The 16,579-nt window shown below is 41.9% G+C and carries 18 protein-coding genes and 2 pseudogenes; 11 read left to right on the forward strand and 9 right to left on the reverse strand.

The window, feature by feature from the left end; all coding sequences use genetic code 11:
• Positions 1-262: CPP1-like family protein (locus NSP_RS09340; RefSeq protein WP_017804012.1), on the reverse strand; the 262-nt coding region annotated here is incomplete at its 3' end.
• A 1,080-nt stretch (positions 263-1,342) separates the two neighbouring features.
• On the opposite strand from NSP_RS09340, the gene NSP_RS09345 reads away from it, so the two are divergent.
• Positions 1,343-2,062 carry a response regulator transcription factor gene (locus NSP_RS09345; protein WP_017804013.1) on the forward strand — a complete coding sequence of 240 codons (720 nt, stop codon included), beginning with the start codon at positions 1,343-1,345 and terminating at the stop codon, positions 2,060-2,062.
• Between the two features lie 246 nt (positions 2,063-2,308).
• Entirely contained in the window at positions 2,309-2,500 is a 192-nt protein-coding gene (locus NSP_RS26830; protein ID WP_144360516.1) for a hypothetical protein, read from the forward strand.
• Between the two features lie 70 nt (positions 2,501-2,570).
• On the opposite strand, the gene NSP_RS09350 is transcribed toward NSP_RS26830, so the two are convergent.
• The 3 genes from NSP_RS09350 to NSP_RS09360 form a co-directional block, all read right to left on the reverse strand.
• A complete protein-coding gene (locus NSP_RS09350) occupies positions 2,571-2,768 on the reverse strand; it encodes a DUF2811 domain-containing protein (RefSeq protein WP_006198932.1) in 198 nt (65 codons plus the stop codon).
• A gap of 583 nt (positions 2,769-3,351) precedes the next feature.
• Positions 3,352-4,002, reverse strand: coding sequence for a bifunctional phosphoribosyl-AMP cyclohydrolase/phosphoribosyl-ATP diphosphatase HisIE (hisIE, locus tag NSP_RS09355; protein WP_042203050.1), 651 nt, complete (start codon positions 4,000-4,002; stop codon positions 3,352-3,354).
• Between the two features lie 102 nt (positions 4,003-4,104).
• Positions 4,105-4,278, reverse strand: a complete 174-nt coding sequence (locus NSP_RS09360; RefSeq protein ID WP_017804014.1) for a hypothetical protein — start codon at positions 4,276-4,278, stop codon at positions 4,105-4,107.
• Between the two features lie 123 nt (positions 4,279-4,401).
• Between NSP_RS09360 and hemL the strand changes: the two genes are divergently transcribed.
• Positions 4,402-5,700 (forward strand): glutamate-1-semialdehyde 2,1-aminomutase, encoded by a 1,299-nt coding sequence (gene hemL / locus NSP_RS09365; protein ID WP_006198929.1) that lies wholly within the window; start codon positions 4,402-4,404, stop codon positions 5,698-5,700.
• Positions 5,701-5,790: 90 nt separating this feature from the next.
• Here hemL and NSP_RS24025 read toward each other — a convergent pair whose 3' ends face one another.
• On the reverse strand, positions 5,791-5,964 hold the full coding sequence (locus NSP_RS24025) for a metallothionein (RefSeq protein WP_458368264.1): 174 nt from the start codon (positions 5,962-5,964) through the stop codon (positions 5,791-5,793).
• A 385-nt stretch (positions 5,965-6,349) separates the two neighbouring features.
• On the opposite strand from NSP_RS24025, the gene NSP_RS09370 reads away from it, so the two are divergent.
• Together NSP_RS09370 and iscB are read left to right on the forward strand one after the other, a co-directional pair.
• Positions 6,350-7,945, forward strand: a complete 1,596-nt coding sequence (locus NSP_RS09370) for a serine/threonine-protein kinase (RefSeq protein ID WP_042203047.1) — start codon at positions 6,350-6,352, stop codon at positions 7,943-7,945.
• A gap of 226 nt (positions 7,946-8,171) precedes the next feature.
• A pseudogene (gene iscB / locus NSP_RS09375) lies at positions 8,172-9,450 on the forward strand (RNA-guided endonuclease IscB).
• 102 nt (positions 9,451-9,552) lie between these two features.
• Here the strand turns inward: iscB and recA are convergent.
• Together recA and NSP_RS09385 are read right to left on the reverse strand one after the other, a co-directional pair.
• Positions 9,553-10,623 carry a recombinase RecA gene (gene recA / locus NSP_RS09380; protein ID WP_006198184.1) on the reverse strand — a complete coding sequence of 357 codons (1,071 nt, stop codon included), beginning with the start codon at positions 10,621-10,623 and terminating at the stop codon, positions 9,553-9,555.
• A gap of 334 nt (positions 10,624-10,957) precedes the next feature.
• Complete coding sequence (locus tag NSP_RS09385; RefSeq protein ID WP_006198183.1) at positions 10,958-11,149, reverse strand: hypothetical protein; 192 nt, start codon at positions 11,147-11,149, stop codon at positions 10,958-10,960.
• Between the two features lie 142 nt (positions 11,150-11,291).
• Between NSP_RS09385 and NSP_RS09390 the strand changes: the two genes are divergently transcribed.
• From NSP_RS09390 to xseB, 5 genes are all read left to right on the forward strand, one after another.
• Positions 11,292-11,471 carry a hypothetical protein gene (locus NSP_RS09390; RefSeq protein ID WP_006198182.1) on the forward strand — a complete coding sequence of 60 codons (180 nt, stop codon included), beginning with the start codon at positions 11,292-11,294 and terminating at the stop codon, positions 11,469-11,471.
• A gap of 471 nt (positions 11,472-11,942) precedes the next feature.
• The gene (locus tag NSP_RS09395) at positions 11,943-12,332 is read left to right on the forward strand and encodes a hypothetical protein (RefSeq protein ID WP_006198181.1); all 390 of its coding nucleotides are present in this window, start codon (positions 11,943-11,945) and stop codon (positions 12,330-12,332) included.
• Entirely contained in the window at positions 12,329-12,754 is a 426-nt protein-coding gene (locus NSP_RS09400) for an HNH endonuclease (RefSeq protein ID WP_006198180.1), read from the forward strand. Before NSP_RS09395 ends, NSP_RS09400 begins: the two co-directional genes overlap by 4 nt.
• A gap of 68 nt (positions 12,755-12,822) precedes the next feature.
• Positions 12,823-14,046, forward strand: a complete 1,224-nt coding sequence (gene xseA / locus NSP_RS09405) for an exodeoxyribonuclease VII large subunit (RefSeq protein ID WP_006198179.1) — start codon at positions 12,823-12,825, stop codon at positions 14,044-14,046.
• Between the two features lie 35 nt (positions 14,047-14,081).
• Entirely contained in the window at positions 14,082-14,303 is a 222-nt protein-coding gene (gene xseB / locus NSP_RS09410) for an exodeoxyribonuclease VII small subunit (protein ID WP_006198178.1), read from the forward strand.
• 24 nt (positions 14,304-14,327) lie between these two features.
• On the opposite strand, the pseudogene NSP_RS09415 reads toward xseB, so the two are convergent.
• Positions 14,328-14,627 (reverse strand): annotated as a pseudogene (locus tag NSP_RS09415) (hypothetical protein); the annotation flags it as partial.
• An 82-nt stretch (positions 14,628-14,709) separates the two neighbouring features.
• Positions 14,710-15,945 carry an LL-diaminopimelate aminotransferase gene (locus NSP_RS09420; RefSeq protein WP_006198176.1) on the reverse strand — a complete coding sequence of 412 codons (1,236 nt, stop codon included), beginning with the start codon at positions 15,943-15,945 and terminating at the stop codon, positions 14,710-14,712.
• A gap of 315 nt (positions 15,946-16,260) precedes the next feature.
• Here NSP_RS09420 and NSP_RS09425 point away from each other — a divergent pair, with 315 nt between their 5' ends.
• Positions 16,261-16,533, forward strand: a complete 273-nt coding sequence (locus tag NSP_RS09425; RefSeq protein WP_006198175.1) for a GlsB/YeaQ/YmgE family stress response membrane protein — start codon at positions 16,261-16,263, stop codon at positions 16,531-16,533.
• The last annotated feature ends 46 nt before the right edge of the window (positions 16,534-16,579 follow it).

Below are 16,579 nucleotides of genomic sequence, written 5' to 3' on the forward strand. Positions count from 1 at the left end.
GCTCGCGAGGGGTGGGACTGTCTTTTGCAGGTAATTGCACTCGCAATTCGGGAAACCTGATCCGTTCAGGTACTTTAATTTTACCTTCCTGGCGCATCCGTAGGCGATCCATTAAAATCGCATCGTAAGCTACTTCAATGAGTTCTAGACTCTTGGCATCGCCATTGTATTGCTCCAATTGGCGATTACGAGCATCCTGAATTTCATCGAAGCTAGCATCTTCTGATACCCCAAGTTTCTCGTAGGGATTTTGATCGCTCATGGGAGTTTATACTTTCTTTAGCCTTAGTCAGCGGCAGTCTTTCGCTGTTTGGAAAAACAACTTTAGGTTTTATCTTGATTTAAACCAAGGGATCAATCCATTTTTTTGCCCTACCAGGATAGTAGCATGGGTTAGTGGGATTGACTTTGAATTTTGAACTAAGTCAACTTTAACATATTGCTATAACTCCGTGTATGCCTTCATGCCTTTGCTCAATGAGCGCTTTACTCTAGAACTGGAGCTAGAAACGCCTTAAACACATTTTTTGGGAAAAAATTAATTTTTATGTTTGAACCTCCCCACGTCTAAAGCCGGGGGATTCTTGCCCACCTGAAAAAGGCGACAACGGGACATTCAAGTATCCCTCTACTCACTCAAAGAGCTTTTGCTCTCATTCGCGCATACTTTCTGAGTCCTTCATATTTTAAAGATGAACGCTCCATATCCTGCCCTTATTTGCCCTTTAACTATTCCGAATCGAGTCGGATATGTCCGTTGCCGGGATTGCTCCGTACTAGGATATTTCAAGGCGCTGAAGGTTATTCCTACTTGTTTTCTCGCTAATCTATTTTAACACTGTGGCTAAAGCCACGCAATCGTTTGACGGAACTTAAAAGTTCCTACCGCCTTCTCCCCATGCCTAAAGTCAGGGGCTTGCGTCTCGTTTTTCGGTCAAAATTTCGCGTTTTAGAGTATTTTAAAGACATTTTCAGGAATTAGCCTCACAATAGCTTATGGTATGTATCGACATATGGATTTAAAATTAAAAAGTTTTAAATCCCCACTAAATTGGGAAAATAAAGTCTACTAGGTTATCAAACTGCTGTGGCGAATGTTAAGAATATCTCTCTAGGACACATTAACCTTGATAATTATAATACCTGTACTTAAGTATATGTGTGACTAGCAAAGTCTTATTACTTTCATTTTCCATAATTTTGATTAGACTATTATTTTGGATGATCAGGAAATGCATTCCGTACCCCTGTAGAGTCTTAAATAACCCCTAAAGTGGGAACTGCGTTTTTACGCAATCCTACCTCCTGTTAATCTTACGAATTTTTGTGCAAAGTGATGGTCATGGCTCCCGCCAAGATTCTTGTAGTTGATGACGACCCTGCGGTCCGAAATTTAATCCAACGCTTTTTGATTAAGCAGACCTATCAGGTGGAGGCTGCTGAGGATGGTAAAACAGCCTTAGCTCTATTTGAGCAATTTAACCCAGATTTGGTGATTTTAGATGTAAATTTACCAGATGTTATTGGGTTCAACCTCTGCCAGGAAATGCAAAGTCGTAATGGTGTTTTTGTTTTGATGCTGACTAGCCGCGCCGACGAAGCCGACAAAATTCGCGGCTTTTCTAAAGGCGCTGACGATTATCTCACCAAGCCATTTGGACTGGGAGAGTTAGAAGTTAGAGTAGGAGCAATTTTGAGACGACAGCGGATTGTGACTACCGCCGAACAAAAACGTCTGGTATTTGAAAAGTTAATGATTGATCCAGCACGACGGGAAGTCGCACTTAACAACCAAGTCATACCCTTAACTGCTCTAGAATTTGATTTATTGCATTTTTTAGCTAGCCATCCCGGTAGAGTCTGGCGACGTGCAGAACTGATTCAAGAGGTTTGGGATTATGAATATGTTGGCGACCAACGGGTTGTAGATGTACACATCGGTCAAATTCGCAAGAAAATTGAAATCGATGTTAGTCAACCAGCATTAATTCAAACTGTACGCGGCGTAGGGTATAAGTTTGAATGTCCTACGCATTCCCCAAAGCTGGAAACTCATTCCTGAGTGCATCGTCTTTAGTCTAGAGTTTTTCACGTTAACTCATAAAAAAATACCAAAAGTTCCTAACTTCGGCATTTGCGTAGCTTACCCCTGGGGCTGATGCTTGCTTCTACTTTGTTTCACTAGCAATGAAAAACTGGTAAATTTTCCCGTCCACCTACTGAAGCTACAAATATTTAAAGACAGACAGGCTACTACCTGTTCTTCCGCCCATCCCAAACCCTCCCTAGCTGTGATCAACATCTATTTATGGGGCACGGTTACCGTGCCCATGCTCAGGCAGGAGTCAGAATCACACAGCCTTTAAGTGCGTTGGCGCAAAAAATCCCACTATATGAAGAAATATCAACGTTTTATACCGTCGGCGATCGCACCTTGAATTTTCGATGGTTTCAGGTTATTTGCGATAACACACCCTACAATCAAATTTTCTCCACATAGTTAGAAATATTTTTGCCCACCGACTTACCAGCACTTTGGGGTTTGCGGCTAATTGGCAGGGCATTGATATTTAACAATTATGAAACAATGTTTCTAAATATACGCGGGCGGCGCGGCGATCGCTCTCGCCATTTTGGAGTAAAAACAGGGACAAAGCAGCCGTCAGCACTCGATTGTGATCCCAATCAGGGTGTGTTTCTAAGTAATTCTTGAGGGATTCATGTAGTGTTTCGGGAATTTCTGTAAAGATACTAACTGTTGCGTTCATGAGTTTTTCCTTCTCTGAGGTCAATCAAGAGAGACAAGTTGCTTGCCGTAATCCGGGAGTTGCCTTACTAGTCCTGTGTTTACCTGACAATCTACACCAGCTTCTCTTGGTGTTTTTTGGTGTCAATGGTTGAACAGACTATAAAAGCCAGTCGCATCATTGTGCGCCAAGAGGGGGTGGGTTTGTCAATGCTGCGAAATGTTAAATCCAGTGGTATAAAAAATAAATATTGACGCAATAATCAGCATTATAGCTAATTTTTTGTTACTTAACTTCACAAAAACTCAGTGACTTAGGCTCCTTGCTATTCTAAATCAACAATCCCCAGTAAAACGGCAAGAGCCTATTAGCTCGTAGAATGTCTGTGGAAAACTACCAAAATACCTGTGGAAACCCTGTGGAATGAGTGAGGAAAATTTTAGGTAATGATAAGAATTACAAAAACATTAGTCATTAGTCATTAGTCATTGGTCATCAGTCATTGGGAAGTTACCCTCTTCTCTCCCCTGCTCCCTGCACCCTGCTCCCCTGCCTCTTCCTCCCCCCTGCACCCTGCCCCCTGCACCCCGCTCCCCTGCCTCTTCTATCTCCGACGTTCTTGTAATTTGCGATACACTGACTTCAAATCCACTTGATGATGAGCTAAGGCAACCAGGGTATGGTAAAGTAAATCTGCCACTTCGCCGGCGATCGCATCCTCCTCATCATCCTTAAACGCCATTACGACCTCAGCGCTTTCCTCGCCGATCTTTTTTAAAATTTTGTTATCGCCACCTGCCAATAACTTACAGGTATAAGAAGTATCTACGGGATTGTCACGGCGATCGCATATCACCTGAAATACTTGAGATAATGTATCCCCTGGTGGTGCAACAACTGTCCCTTCTACTTGATGAAAACAACTGCGTTCCCCAGTGTGACAGGCAATATCCCCTAGCTGCTCCACACCAATGAGCAGTGCATCACTATCACAGTCATAACGGACACTTTGCACTTTTTGAATATGTCCAGAAGTTGCTCCCTTATGCCATAATTCCTGGCGAGAGCGACTCCAAAACCAAGTTTCCCCAGTTTCTAAAGTCTTTTGTAATGACTCCTGACTCATCCACGCCATCATTAAGACAGTGCCATCCAAATAATCTTGGATAATTGTCGGCACTAAACCCCGTTCATCGTAGCGAATCTGATCAACAGGAATAGAGTGTGGTAGTGAATGGGAATCAGTAGAAAACATACCAGCTAATTTGTTCTCATTAAACATTATTGATGGATTCACGATACCATTCTGAATAGGGCAGCTGGTATGCTTCCTTAAAATTGAACCTAATAATTCAGTTTAAACAAAAGCATCCCTATGTATAGCCGAGTGCATCTTGACGGCACTTAAGGCTACTTGGTGGGCAATATAAGCTTCACCATACCAAGGTATCGCCGAGTTAAAAGCAGCCCAGTAAACATCCTGGTAAGCCTGGTGATAGTTGAGCGCAAATCTCTCAAGGCAAGTCATCATGGGACTTGCATAACATATTGTTATTTTTCTGGTTCGGATAACCCTATAAGGTAGAATTTCTAAACAGTTTTTCACCCTATCCTAAGATAGAGCTTTTTATTTCCCACTATTTAGGAGAGAACCTTGGTAAATACCACGATTAAAACCACAAAATCACAAGAAATCTTTGCCGCCGCCCAAAACCTGATGCCAGGAGGAGTTAGTTCTCCAGTTCGTGCCTTCAAATCAGTGGGCGGACAACCCATAGTTTTTGATCGCGTCAAAGACGCATACATTTGGGATGTAGATGGCAACCAATATATTGATTATGTCGGCACTTGGGGGCCAGCTATTTGTGGTCATGCCCATCCCGAAGTAATTGCAGCGCTCCATGAAGCCTTGGAAAAAGGTACTAGCTTCGGCGCTCCTTCATTACTGGAAAATGTTCTGGCAGAAATGGTCATTGATGCTGTTCCTAGCATCGAAATGGTGAGATTTGTGAATTCAGGCACAGAAGCTTGTATGGCCGTACTGCGGTTAATGCGGGCTTTCACCAACCGAGAGAAAATCATCAAGTTTGAAGGCTGCTACCACGGTCACGCCGATATGTTCTTGGTGAAGGCTGGTTCTGGTGTGGCTACCCTTGGTTTACCCGATTCGCCAGGAGTACCTAAAGCCGCAACTCAAAGCACTCTGACGGCTCCTTACAATGACTTGGAAGCTGTCAAAGCCTTATTTGAAGAAAACCGTGACGAAATTGCTGGTGTGATTCTGGAGCCAGTAGTGGGCAATGCTGGGTTTATTACTCCTGATGCTGGGTTTCTCGAAGGTTTAAGAGAAATTACCCATGAACATGGAGCTTTGCTAGTCTTTGACGAAGTGATGACCGGTTTTCGTATTGCTTACGGTGGCGCTCAGGAAAAATTTGGTGTAACACCAGACCTAACAACCTTGGGTAAGGTTATTGGTGGAGGCTTACCAGTAGGAGCCTACGGTGGTCGTCGTGATATTATGTCAATGATTGCTCCCGCAGGCCCTGTGTATCAAGCGGGAACTCTTTCAGGTAATCCCTTAGCAATGACTGCTGGGATTAAAACCTTGGAATTGTTGCAAAGACCTGGTAGTTATGAGTATCTTGACCAAATTACTCAGAAGTTAGCAGATGGCTTACTGCAAATTGCCACAGAAACTGGTCATCCTGCTTGTGGTGGTCAGATTAGCGCGATGTTTGGCTTATTCTTCACCTCTGGGCCAGTACATAACTACGAAGATGCCAAAAAGTCAGATATGGCTAAATTTGGTCGCTTCCATCGCGGTATGTTAGAGCGGAGTGTTTATTTAGCACCTTCTCAGTTTGAGGCAGGTTTTACCTCTTTAGCTCACACAGAAGCCGATATTGAGCAAACTTTAGCCGTTGCGCGAGAAGTGTTATCTAGTCTATAGTCCTTCCTGACTGAGTGCTGGGTAGAAAAATAATTCAGATTTATTTCATTAGCACAGTATGTGCTACTTTTACTCAGCACTCAGCACTAGTTAACAACCGCAGCCATTATGACCACAGCCTTTGATTGTTTTATGACCTTCAGCACAGCCTTCAGAACAATAGTATTTACCCTCTTTGTTGATGGCATCCTCAAGTGAAACAATACATAGGCAAGTGGGACAAGCGCATTTCATTTGGGTTACGGTATTCATATTTTTCTCCATTACTTTTGAATACTTATCTTATAACATATGAACAGATATTCAACTATTGTTCAGCTATTTGAATTTGTGAGGACACAAAGCGCTGAAAAAAATTAATCTAATTTCCGACAATCAAGTATAATTATTAACAGAATTACAGTAAAATCCGAGTTTAAAGATTAAATGATTATATTTACCCGAAAAAATAGCCTAGACACTATTTGAAACTGTAAGTATAATAAGTAATCTTGTTTTTAGAATCGTCTTACGTAATCCTGAGTTAACTTTAGGAACTCTTCAAAGAATTTGCCGCAGAAATCACTTAGCAAGAGTTAATTGTGAGTCCTAATAATTAAAAGAGAGTGTAACGCTTCCAGTCATTATTCGTGCAGCGAGTTGACAGTGCATGAGCTATTGCTTAAATCCTACCTGTCCGAATCCAGAAAATGTGGCATATAGCCACAGGTGTCAGTCGTGTGGCTCGCGACTATTATTGCGCGATCGCTATCGGGTGGTCAAACCATTAGGTCAAGGTGGCTTCGGAGCAACATTTTTAGCTAACGATGAAGCCTTACCAGGAGAACCCAGTTGCGTCATCAAACAACTACGCCCTTCAGGAAACGCACCACACATCTTGCAAATGGCGCGAGAGCTATTTGAGCGAGAAGCCAAAACCCTGGGTAAGATTGGCAATCATCCGCAATTACCAAGGTTACTTGACTATTTTGAAGACCAAGAACAATTCTATTTAATTCAAGAATATATCAGTGGTTCTACACTGCAACAAGAGGTGAAACTGAATGGTGTCTTCAGCGAAGCAGGAATTAAACAATTTTTGAGCGAAACTTTGCCGTTGTTGCAATATATCCACGAGCAAAAAGTAATTCACCGTGACATTAAGCCAGCCAATTTAATTCGGCGGACTCAAGATGCCAGAATGGTACTCATAGACTTTGGCGCTGTGAAAAATCAAGTCAGCCAAGCTGCACAAAACCCATCGGGACAGACAGCATTAACTGCATACGCCATTGGTACACCTGGTTTCGCACCTCCAGAGCAAATGGCTATGCGTCCAGTGTATGCTAGTGATATCTACGCGCTGGGTGTTACCTGTATTTATCTGTTGAGTGGTAAAACTCCTAAAGATTTAGATTACAATCCTAAAACAGGGGAGATCATGTGGGAGCATCTGGTGCAAGCCAATGATCATCTCACCAATGTTCTGCGAAAAATGTTAGACGTGTCAGTACGCAATCGCTACCAGTCAGCAGAAGACGTACTGAGAGCCTTAGAGATAGAACCCTATTTGGAAAGTTTAGCTCAGAGTTTGCTGGTTAAATCTGATCCTAGTCTTAAAGAACCAACACATCCCCGCTTGGAAAATTATGCTATTTTATCCAATAACCCTGCTCCTGGGGGTAGTAGTGGAGGAAGTGCGGCACAAGCGGCAGCAATTCGAGCCAGACGAGCCAAGAATGCAGAAGCAGAGGGAATCCGCCAGGTATCTTCGGGAGGTAACCCAGCAAATTTGGCGAGTCACAGCAGTATTAATTCACACCGTAAAAATCCTCAAAGACGCAAATTAAATACTCAAAGTTTGCTAACAGCTTATCTCAAGGGAAGACGGGATTTTGCTTTACACAATTTAAGTTTTCTGAAATTGCCGGGTGTTGACTTATCCGAAACAAATTTTCATTCAACTCAATTCCAAAATACTAATCTTCAAGGTGCTAATCTTTACAATAGCGACTTTGGCAGAGCTAATCTCATGCGAGCCAATCTGAGGGACGCTAATGTGAGCAAAGCCTACTTCAACCATGCGAATTTAGAAGGAGCAGACCTGCGAGGCGCAGACCTCAGCGAAGCCTATCTGGGCAATGCTAATCTCCGAGGAGCTAATCTGTGTGGTGCTAATCTCACTGGTGCTAAGATTGAAGATGAGCAGCTAGCCTTAGCTAAAACCAATTGGATGACAATCCGCCCCAATGGTAAACGAGGCTGATTATGATATAGGAAAGAGAGCATAAATAAACGGAGTAATCTGTAGTTTATGTGAACCAAACCACTCAAAACATGAGTAAACGTTATCTAGGTCATAACACCTTGGGATTCGCTAGTCCCCTGCCATGTTGCTACTTATTAAACAATCCGCAAGGATAGTGTATTTAGCATAACAAGCTCAGATAACAAGGTTGAAGCAAACATTACCCTGAAAAGGTGAAATTTAAATGTCTAATTTTGTTCTAGTTCTTGATACCAACAAAAAACCACTTACTCCAATTCATCCAGGAGATGCACGTTTTTTATTAAATCAACAAAAAGCTGCTGTATTTAGAAGATTTCCATTTACCATAATTTTGAAAGAACCTAAATCTGAAGTTCCAACTCAACCGATTGAATTAAAAATAGATCCAGGGAGTAAAACTACAGGTTTTGCGTTAGTTCAAAATAATAAAGTCATCTGGGGTATGGAATTACAACACAGAGGTTTAGCTATTAAAGAAAGCCTAGAAACTCGAAAAGGAGTAAGGCGAGGAAGACGTTCTAGACATACTCGTTATCGTCAAGCTAGATTTCTTAACCGCACTAAACCTCAAGGTTGGTTAGCACCTTCTTTAAGCCATAGAGTTTTAACTATTAACACTTGGGTTAAAAGATTATGTAATTTTGCCCCAATAACTGACATAGTTCAAGAGCTTGCTAGGTTTGACCTACAGCAGCTAGAAAACCCGGAGATATCAGGCTTTGAGTATCAACAGGGAGAGTTACAAGGGTATGAAGTCCGTGAATATCTTTTGAATAAATGGAATAGAAAATGTGCATACTGTACTGCGGAAAATGTCCCTTTACAAGTTGAGCATATTAAACCAAAAGCCAAAGGAGGAACTAATAGAATTTCTAATTTGTGTCTAGCTTGTGAGAAATGCAATATCAAAAAAGGTACTCAAGATATTGAGAAGTTTTTAGCAAAAAAGCCTGAGTTGTTGAAGCAAATTTTATCCCAAGCCAAGCGTCCACTAAAAGATGCGTCTGCTGTAAATTCAACGAGATGGGCTTTATTTAATAAGTTAAAAGAAACTGGATTACCTATAACAACAGGTTCAGGAGGTTTAACTAAGTTTAATAGAACTCGTTTAGGATTGCCTAAAACTCATTGGATTGATGCTGCTTGTGTAGGAAAAGTTGAAACTCTCAAAATACTGACAACAAAAATTTTAACAGTAAAAAGACACGGGGCATAGTTGCAGAAGATTCTGTAGGATCAATAAATTTGGTTTTCCTTGCACTGAGCCTAAAAAAATATTCACTCATGTTTCTACAGGAGATTTTGTTAAGGCTACTTTGCACAAAGATCGTAAAAACATAACTTCTGGAAAGTATGTAAGTCGTGTTAAAACTCCCACAAAAAACGGATGTGAGATTGTTATCAATGGTTTTAGAGTTGAATTTTCAACAATGAAAAATATTACTAAGGTTCATTGTAGTGACGGGTATAGCTACGTTTGACTACGGACAACTACAATTTTATGAGATTAAATGCAAAGACTGAACCTATATCAGTCCAGTCTTTTGTCGGATGTTGCCGCTTTTACACGTTCTGTATCAATTCTATTCTTCTTCTAATTCAACATCTTCATCTTCTTCATTACTCTTCGACACTGAATTAGCAGAAACAACAGCCCCCATATCTAGCTTTTGACGCACCAGTTCCTTGATTTCGGCAGTAAATTCTGGCTTTTCTTCTAGGTACTTGATAGCGTTATCTCGACCTTGGGAAATGTTATCACCGTTGTAACTGTACCAGGCTCCTTTGCGAACAATAATGCCTGTTTCTTCTGCTAAGTCAACCAGACAACCCAAGGTAGAAACTCCTTTACCAAAGATGATGTCAAATTCCGCGACTCTAAAGGGCGGTGCAACTTTATTTTTGGCGACTTTGACTTTCACTCGGTTCCCAAATTCTTCTGTGCCTTTTTTCAAGGTTTGAATCCGGCGAATATCCAGGCGGACTGAGGCGTAAAATTTTAAGGCATTACCGCCAGTTGTCGTTTCTGGGCTACCGTAAGTAATACCGATTTTTTGGCGTAACTGGTTGATGAAAATGACTGTGCATCCAGATTTACCTATGTTGCCAGTGATTTTACGTAGGGCTTGGCTCATCAGCCGGGCTTGAAGACCAACGTGGATGTCACCCATATCTCCTTCAATTTCCGCACGAGGTACTAGTGCTGCTACTGAGTCAATGACGACAATATCAACTGCGGCGGAGCGCACCAGCTGATCGACAATTTCTAAAGCAGATTCGCCGGTATCAGGTTGGGAAACTAGCAAATTTTCAATATCTACTCCCAAAGCCGCAGCATAGGTAGGATCTAGGGCGTGTTCAGCATCAACGAAGGCTGCAACACCGCCATTTTTTTGGACTTCTGCGAGGGCGTGTAGGGCTACTGTGGTTTTACCAGAACTTTCTGGGCCATAAATTTCAATTACTCGTCCTTTGGGTAGTCCTCCGCCCAATGCTAAGTCTAATGTGAGCGCCCCTGTGGAAATTGTCTCTACTCGCATCCGGGTAGCATCGCCCAGGCGCATGATTGCTCCTTTACCGAAGCTGCGCTCAATTTGGTTGAGTACGATATTTAATGCTTTTTCTTTGCCGGAAGTATCGGTGTTGATAGCCATTATGGACCTCTAAATATAGGAATTATATGGATGTCAGGAATTTTGGGACGGGAGTCTGAGTAGAACAGATATACTATTTTAACCGGAAAATTCTAGAATAGGACTTTAAAAAATAAACGTGACTAAATCGTAATGCGATCGCTCTCAATTTAGATGAGCAATACTACATAATTATAGGCTATTTTTTTAACTACAGAGCTACGCAGATGATACATGACTTGATGCTATTATCAGGCGATCGCTTAAATTTGACTACCTCCCAAAAAGCGTAGATTATCTAGTTTAGACCACAGCACAGTGATTTATTGGCTATTTATCTGCAACTTACTCCAGTTTACAGGGAAGAATCATTAAATAAACGCTGGGTTGAGTTAACCAGCCCATCTAGAGACTGACGCTGATTTTTGAGAGTGCTAAAAGTTTCCATAATCGGCACTAGACAACGTTTCGCGTCTTCATATCCACGGTTTTTTAATTCTGCTATACGTTCAGCACCAAAGTCAAACCAACTATCAATTAAGCCCATGAGTGGTATATCAGACTTATTAATTGGTTATGCTAAAAAAAGTGACTCTTAGGTGTTGAAACAATGGCTGGTTCAAATTTGCACAAGAACTGGTAAGTAAATATGCTACAATGCCGATGTGTTTCCAAGAAATATAAAATCAATGTTATCAAAAAAAGAAGTTCTAAAATCACTTATAGGTAAGAATGTTTTTATAGTTGTTGGTGCTGTTGGCCTACTTATTTATACAATAGATAGACTTGACCAAAAAAAATATTATGAATCAAAAGATGACTTTTATTGTAAACTTACACAAGTAGGAGAAGATATGTTTGAGCAATAGTTTTATCGAGGTTGGCTAAACCTTGAACGCTTACCGAGGGATAACCGCTCCCATGCTCCCTTTGACGTAAGAAGTAAATGTCTAGCTTTGTCTAGTATTTATCTAGCAGGTTATTTATATTCACAATAATGTACGCGTCCTGTACAGTATTAGTTGTATTTTTAGTGTACAGTATTAGTCATGTTGAGATGCTCTATGCAACGCAGGGCAAAGGTATCTAAGTTGTTGATGAAGTGGTAAGAAGATGTAGGGGCAAAGTAGTACAGATAAACTGGATAAAGGTATCAGGAGCTATCTAAGGCTGAGTGAAGGTCAAAATAAAATTCAATTTAATATTCTAATTTAGAGGATGTTGTAAAAGTTCTGCGGGAATATAATAGCAGCCAGCCTCTCATTATTTGCAGTATCTTGAATCAGTGGCGCGATCGCATCATAGACAAGAGATAATAGAGAAGAATCTCTATAAGAGCCATGAGTACCAAAATCACCATTACCTTGCCAGATGAGATTTACCAACGTGCCGAACGCTTTGCACATTTAGCAAATCGGGATGTTGCCAGCATTCTGAGCGATACAATTAAACTCTCGATTCCACCCGTCAGTACAGATGTTAACAGCTTTGAATCTGTGTCCACCCTGACAGATGAACAAGTCTTGGCACTGACCGAACTGCAAATGGAACCAGAACAAGATACTCGGTTAAGTGAACTGCTTGATTGCCAACAGGCTGATACTCTTAATGAAGATGAGCGTTTAGAGTTACAAACCCTGATGCAAGTTTATCAGGAAGGACTTTTGCGGAAAGCAACTGCACTGAGTGAGGCTGTAAGACGTAACTTGATTGAACCTTTAAGCCAGTGAGCCAAATTTCTGAAGAAGTCCGGGCGCGAATACGGACACAGGCCAACAATCAATGCGGTTACTGCCGTAGTCTTCAAAAGTATGTTTTAGGAATCCTGGAAATCGAACACATTATTCCCAAAGCAGCAGGTGGTACTGATGATGAGGAAAATCTGTGGCTTGCCTGTAGGTTATGCAATTGTTACAAAGGCATCCAAACCCATGCGAAAGATCCAGTGACAAACCGTAAAGTTAAACTCTTCAACCCTCGTCAACAAAAATGGTCACGTCATCTAACCTGGACAAACGATGGCACTCAAATTGCAGGTCTAACCGCCTGTGGTCGTGCAACTGTCTTAGCTTTACAACTGAATAACCCCTATGCTGTCACTGTCAGGCAAGCTTGGGTTTCTGCTGGTTGGCATCCACCAACTGAAAAGTGAGCAAAATCACTACAATCCTACTCAACTTATTTGTTAAAATTTGACTAGGCTTCTCCTCACATACCCAGATGACTTTTAACTCTCTGATTCCCGATACAGCGCTTTCAGTAGCCGGATTAACCGACTATATCCGCTTGCTATTAGAACAAGATAATCAATTACGCCAAGTTTGGGTAATTGGGGAAGTTTCCAGTGCTAACAACCATCGCAGGGGCTTATTTTTTACCCTACAAGACCCCGAGGCGACAGCCGGAATTAAGTGTGTGGTTTGGAAAAGCCAAATCCCTAAACTGGCTCAAATGCCAATTGCAGGTGAGCAGTTAATTATTTTGGGTAGTATCAGAGTTTACCCGCAACGGGGAGAGTATCAATTATCGGTTTGGCAAGCTATACCTGCGGGTGCTGGTTTACAGGCGCTAGGCTATCAACAATTAAAAAACCGATTGCTGGCTGAGGGTTTATTTGATACAGAACGCAAACGCCCTCTACCTCTGCACCCTCAAACTATTGCTGTGGTAACATCACCCACGGCGGCGGCTTGGGGCGATATTCAAAAAACTCTCAAGCAACGATATCCAGGTTTACAGGTGTTATTTTCTCCCGCTACTGTGCAGGGTGAGCAAGCACCTGATTCTATAGTTAAGGCGATTAATCGCGTCAATCGTGATGGTCGCGCCCAGGTGCTGATTTTATCACGGGGTGGTGGTGCGGTTGAGGAATTGGCTTGCTTTAATGATGAACGGGTGGTGAGGGCTGTTGCTACTTGTTCTATCCCGGTAATTACTGGTATTGGTCATCAACGGGATGAGTCTTTGGTAGATTTAGTTGCTGATGCCTGTGTACATACACCGACGGCGGCGGCGGAAACTGTTGTCCCATCTCTTGCAGATTTGTATTTTCAGCATCGCCAAAGGATAGTTGCGCTACGTGAGGCGGTAGGGGAATTTACGGTAAATTCTGAGAATAAGTTGCAAGGTTTACGCGATCGCTTGCGGCGTTTAGGATTAGATAAACAGGTGCAGCAGGAGTTACAGCAGCTAAATTGGAAAAGGCAACAATTGATACAGGTGACTTTGGGGCGATCGCACCAAGCCCAGCAGCGTTTAGAATTATTACGGGAAAAGTTGGCTAGTCTTGACCCCAAAGCGGTGTTACAGCGTGGTTATGCTGTGGTGAGGCGGGAAAATGGGGAAATAGCTCGTTCTGCTTCTGAGTTAACTGTGGGGGAGGATTTATTGATTCAGTTGGGGCTGGGGGAGGTTAAAGTGAAGGTGATGGAACTGAAGGATTAACGAACCGCAGAGGCGCAGAGGACACAGAGAGTTGAATGGTTAAGCGTAAGGATGATTCGAGGGCGGGTTGGAGTTATGAAGAGAAGGTGCGGGAGATAGAAGCAATTATTGCTCGCATTGAGGCGGGTGAGTTGGATTTGGAGCAAGTGTTTGAGCAGTTTTGTACTGCTGTTGAGTCTTTGCGTCAGTGTGAAAGTTTTTTGCAGCAGCGACAGCAACAGGTAAATCTGTTAATTGAAACTTTGACTGATGACTAACAGTTAAAACCTTCGCGTTATGTATCTTTCACAGGAAATAACTTGAGAATATCTTTTGTCTAAAACACTATCATCAAATATTATGTAACCATTGGCATCAAGCTCAATTACGTCTTTCACATTTTCCCATAGTAACCTCGGTGTTAACTTTTCTTTCTTCAAATAATAATTAATTGCATCATGGCTAATATGCTCTAAATGCTCTGCTAAATTGGTAATAGTGTAATTAATTTGACTGCTTAACAAGTATTGGCAGTAATTAAGCTTTAGTGGATAAGCATAAATATTTTGGGGTAAGCTCTCTAGTCCCCCCAGAACAGGCATCTTGCCTGTTCCACAAGAGAAACATAATGCAACATTTTAAGCTTGTCACACCAGTAGGGTGGGCAATGCCCACCATAAAATTTTACACCTTAAACTTTTCGGTAATCCGCTTCATTGCTTCTTCGACATTTTCCCGACTATTAAAAGCCGAAATGCGGAAGTAGCCTTCACCCGCAGCGCCAAAACCAGAACCAGGTGTACCCACCACATTCACAGTGTGCAGCAGCTTATCGAAAAATTCCCAACTAGATAAATTATTGGGAGTCTTGACCCAAACATAAGGTGCATTTACCCCACCATACACAGCTAATCCAGCCGCTAACAGTTGTTCACGAATAATTTGGGCATTTTCTAGGTAAAAACTCACCAATGCCCGAATTTGCGCTTTTCCAGCTTCAGAGTATACAGCTTCAGCACCCCGTTGGATAATATAGGAAACACCATTAAATTTAGTCGATTGGCGGCGATTCCACAACTTCCACAGTTGCACATCCGAACCATCAGCCGCTTTTGCTGTCAGCGTCTTGGGTACAACGGTTAACGCGCAACGGGTTCCGGTAAAACCTGCATTTTTAGAAAAGGAACGAAACTCAATGGCACATTCCCTTGCGCCTGAAATCTCATATATGGAGTGAGGAAGAGCGGGATCGGTGATATAAGCTTCGTAGGCAGCATCAAAGAAAATAATCGAATTATTCGCCTTAGCATAGTCTACCCATGCTTGGAGGTATTCCCTCGTAGCAGTTGCACCAGTGGGGTTATTGGGGAAACACAGATAAATTAAATCGACTTTCTGAGAGGGAATTTCAGCCTTGAAGTTATTATCAGCCGAAATTGGCAAATATACTAAACCACCAAACTCGCCTTTATCGTTAGCAACCCCGGTATTACCAGCCATGACGTTAGTGTCTACATAGACGGGGTATACAGGGTCAGTAACTGCAATTATGTTATTGTTGCCGAAAATGTCGAGAATGTTGCCGGAATCGCACTTAGAACCATCGGAGATAAAGATCTCTGAGGCATCTATATCAGCCCCTCTGGCTTGAAAATCGTGGGCGGCAATTTTTTCCCTTAACCAAGCATAACCTTGTTCTGGACCATAGCCTTTAAAGGTAGTGCGATCGCCCATTTCTTCTACAGCCTTAATCATAGCTGTGCGGCAAGCTTCCGGCAGAGGCTCCGTAACATCGCCAATACCCAAGCGGATAATTTTAGCATCAGGATTAGCTTCAGCAAAGGCATTCACCCGCCGCGCAATTTCAGGAAACAGATAACCAGCTTTCAGCTTCAGGTAGTTGTCGTTAATCGTTGCCATAGTAGAGTAAAAAAAACAGTCTAGATAAAACAGCTTATCTGTTTTTTCTCAAGCTGTGCCAAAATCTTTGGCGTTGCTCAAAACAAGTATGAATTTCAATGTAGAGACGTTCCATGGAACGTCTCTACAAAGGTTTTGACTCATAGATATGTGCAGAACTCTGAAGATTCCACATAGGTGTATACCAAAAGAAGTGGTAATCACAGAAATAGTTTGTTGTCGCTTTCAATAATTAGTTCCGATGACAGATTTAATGCCAAGCTTGGAATTGTTAATCTATGACTGTCAGTAAAAATATTTACTAAATTAAAAATCATGAACATTCTTGCATGGATTGCTTTAGGTTTAATTGCTGGAGCTATCGCTAAAGCCATTTACCCCGGACATCAAGGTGGTGGCATTTTAGGAACAATCTTACTGGGAATTATCGGTGCTTTTATTGGTGGTAGCTTGGGAGTATTTTTTAGTACAGGAACCTTTGCCTTAGCGGCTCCTACTCTCAGTATTACGGGTATCATCTTAGCAATACTTGGTGCCATCGTGGCTATTTTCTTGTGGAACTTGTTAACTTCTCGCAGTGCTGCATAAATAATTAAATTGCCTAATTAGTTAGTAGTTATTTAAGTTTCTACTG

Origin of the sequence: Nodularia spumigena CCY9414, assembly GCF_000340565.2 — a bacterium.
GTDB classification, from domain to species: domain Bacteria; phylum Cyanobacteriota; class Cyanobacteriia; order Cyanobacteriales; family Nostocaceae; genus Nodularia; species Nodularia spumigena.

Excerpts from the sequence above, each read along its gene's own strand:
- NSP_RS09345 (WP_017804013.1), top strand. The coding sequence starts at position 1,343 with ATGGCTCCCGCCAAGATTCTTGTAGTTGATGACGACCCTGCGGTCCGA.
- NSP_RS26830 (WP_144360516.1), top strand. The coding sequence starts at position 2,309 with ATGGGGCACGGTTACCGTGCCCATGCTCAGGCAGGAGTCAGAATCACA.
- NSP_RS09350 (WP_006198932.1), bottom strand. The coding sequence starts at position 2,768 with ATGAACGCAACAGTTAGTATCTTTACAGAAATTCCCGAAACACTACAT.
- hisIE (WP_042203050.1), bottom strand. The coding sequence starts at position 4,002 with ATGTTTTCTACTGATTCCCATTCACTACCACACTCTATTCCTGTTGAT.
- NSP_RS09360 (WP_017804014.1), bottom strand. The coding sequence starts at position 4,278 with ATGATGACTTGCCTTGAGAGATTTGCGCTCAACTATCACCAGGCTTAC.
- NSP_RS24025 (WP_458368264.1), bottom strand. The coding sequence starts at position 5,964 with ATGGAGAAAAATATGAATACCGTAACCCAAATGAAATGCGCTTGTCCC.
- NSP_RS09370 (WP_042203047.1), top strand. The coding sequence starts at position 6,350 with ATGAGCTATTGCTTAAATCCTACCTGTCCGAATCCAGAAAATGTGGCA.
- recA (WP_006198184.1), bottom strand. The coding sequence starts at position 10,623 with ATGGCTATCAACACCGATACTTCCGGCAAAGAAAAAGCATTAAATATC.
- NSP_RS09385 (WP_006198183.1), bottom strand. The coding sequence starts at position 11,149 with ATGGGCTTAATTGATAGTTGGTTTGACTTTGGTGCTGAACGTATAGCA.
- NSP_RS09390 (WP_006198182.1), top strand. The coding sequence starts at position 11,292 with ATGTTATCAAAAAAAGAAGTTCTAAAATCACTTATAGGTAAGAATGTT.
- NSP_RS09395 (WP_006198181.1), top strand. The coding sequence starts at position 11,943 with ATGAGTACCAAAATCACCATTACCTTGCCAGATGAGATTTACCAACGT.
- xseA (WP_006198179.1), top strand. The coding sequence starts at position 12,823 with ATGACTTTTAACTCTCTGATTCCCGATACAGCGCTTTCAGTAGCCGGA.
- xseB (WP_006198178.1), top strand. The coding sequence starts at position 14,082 with ATGGTTAAGCGTAAGGATGATTCGAGGGCGGGTTGGAGTTATGAAGAG.
- NSP_RS09420 (WP_006198176.1), bottom strand. The coding sequence starts at position 15,945 with ATGGCAACGATTAACGACAACTACCTGAAGCTGAAAGCTGGTTATCTG.
- NSP_RS09425 (WP_006198175.1), top strand. The coding sequence starts at position 16,261 with ATGAACATTCTTGCATGGATTGCTTTAGGTTTAATTGCTGGAGCTATC.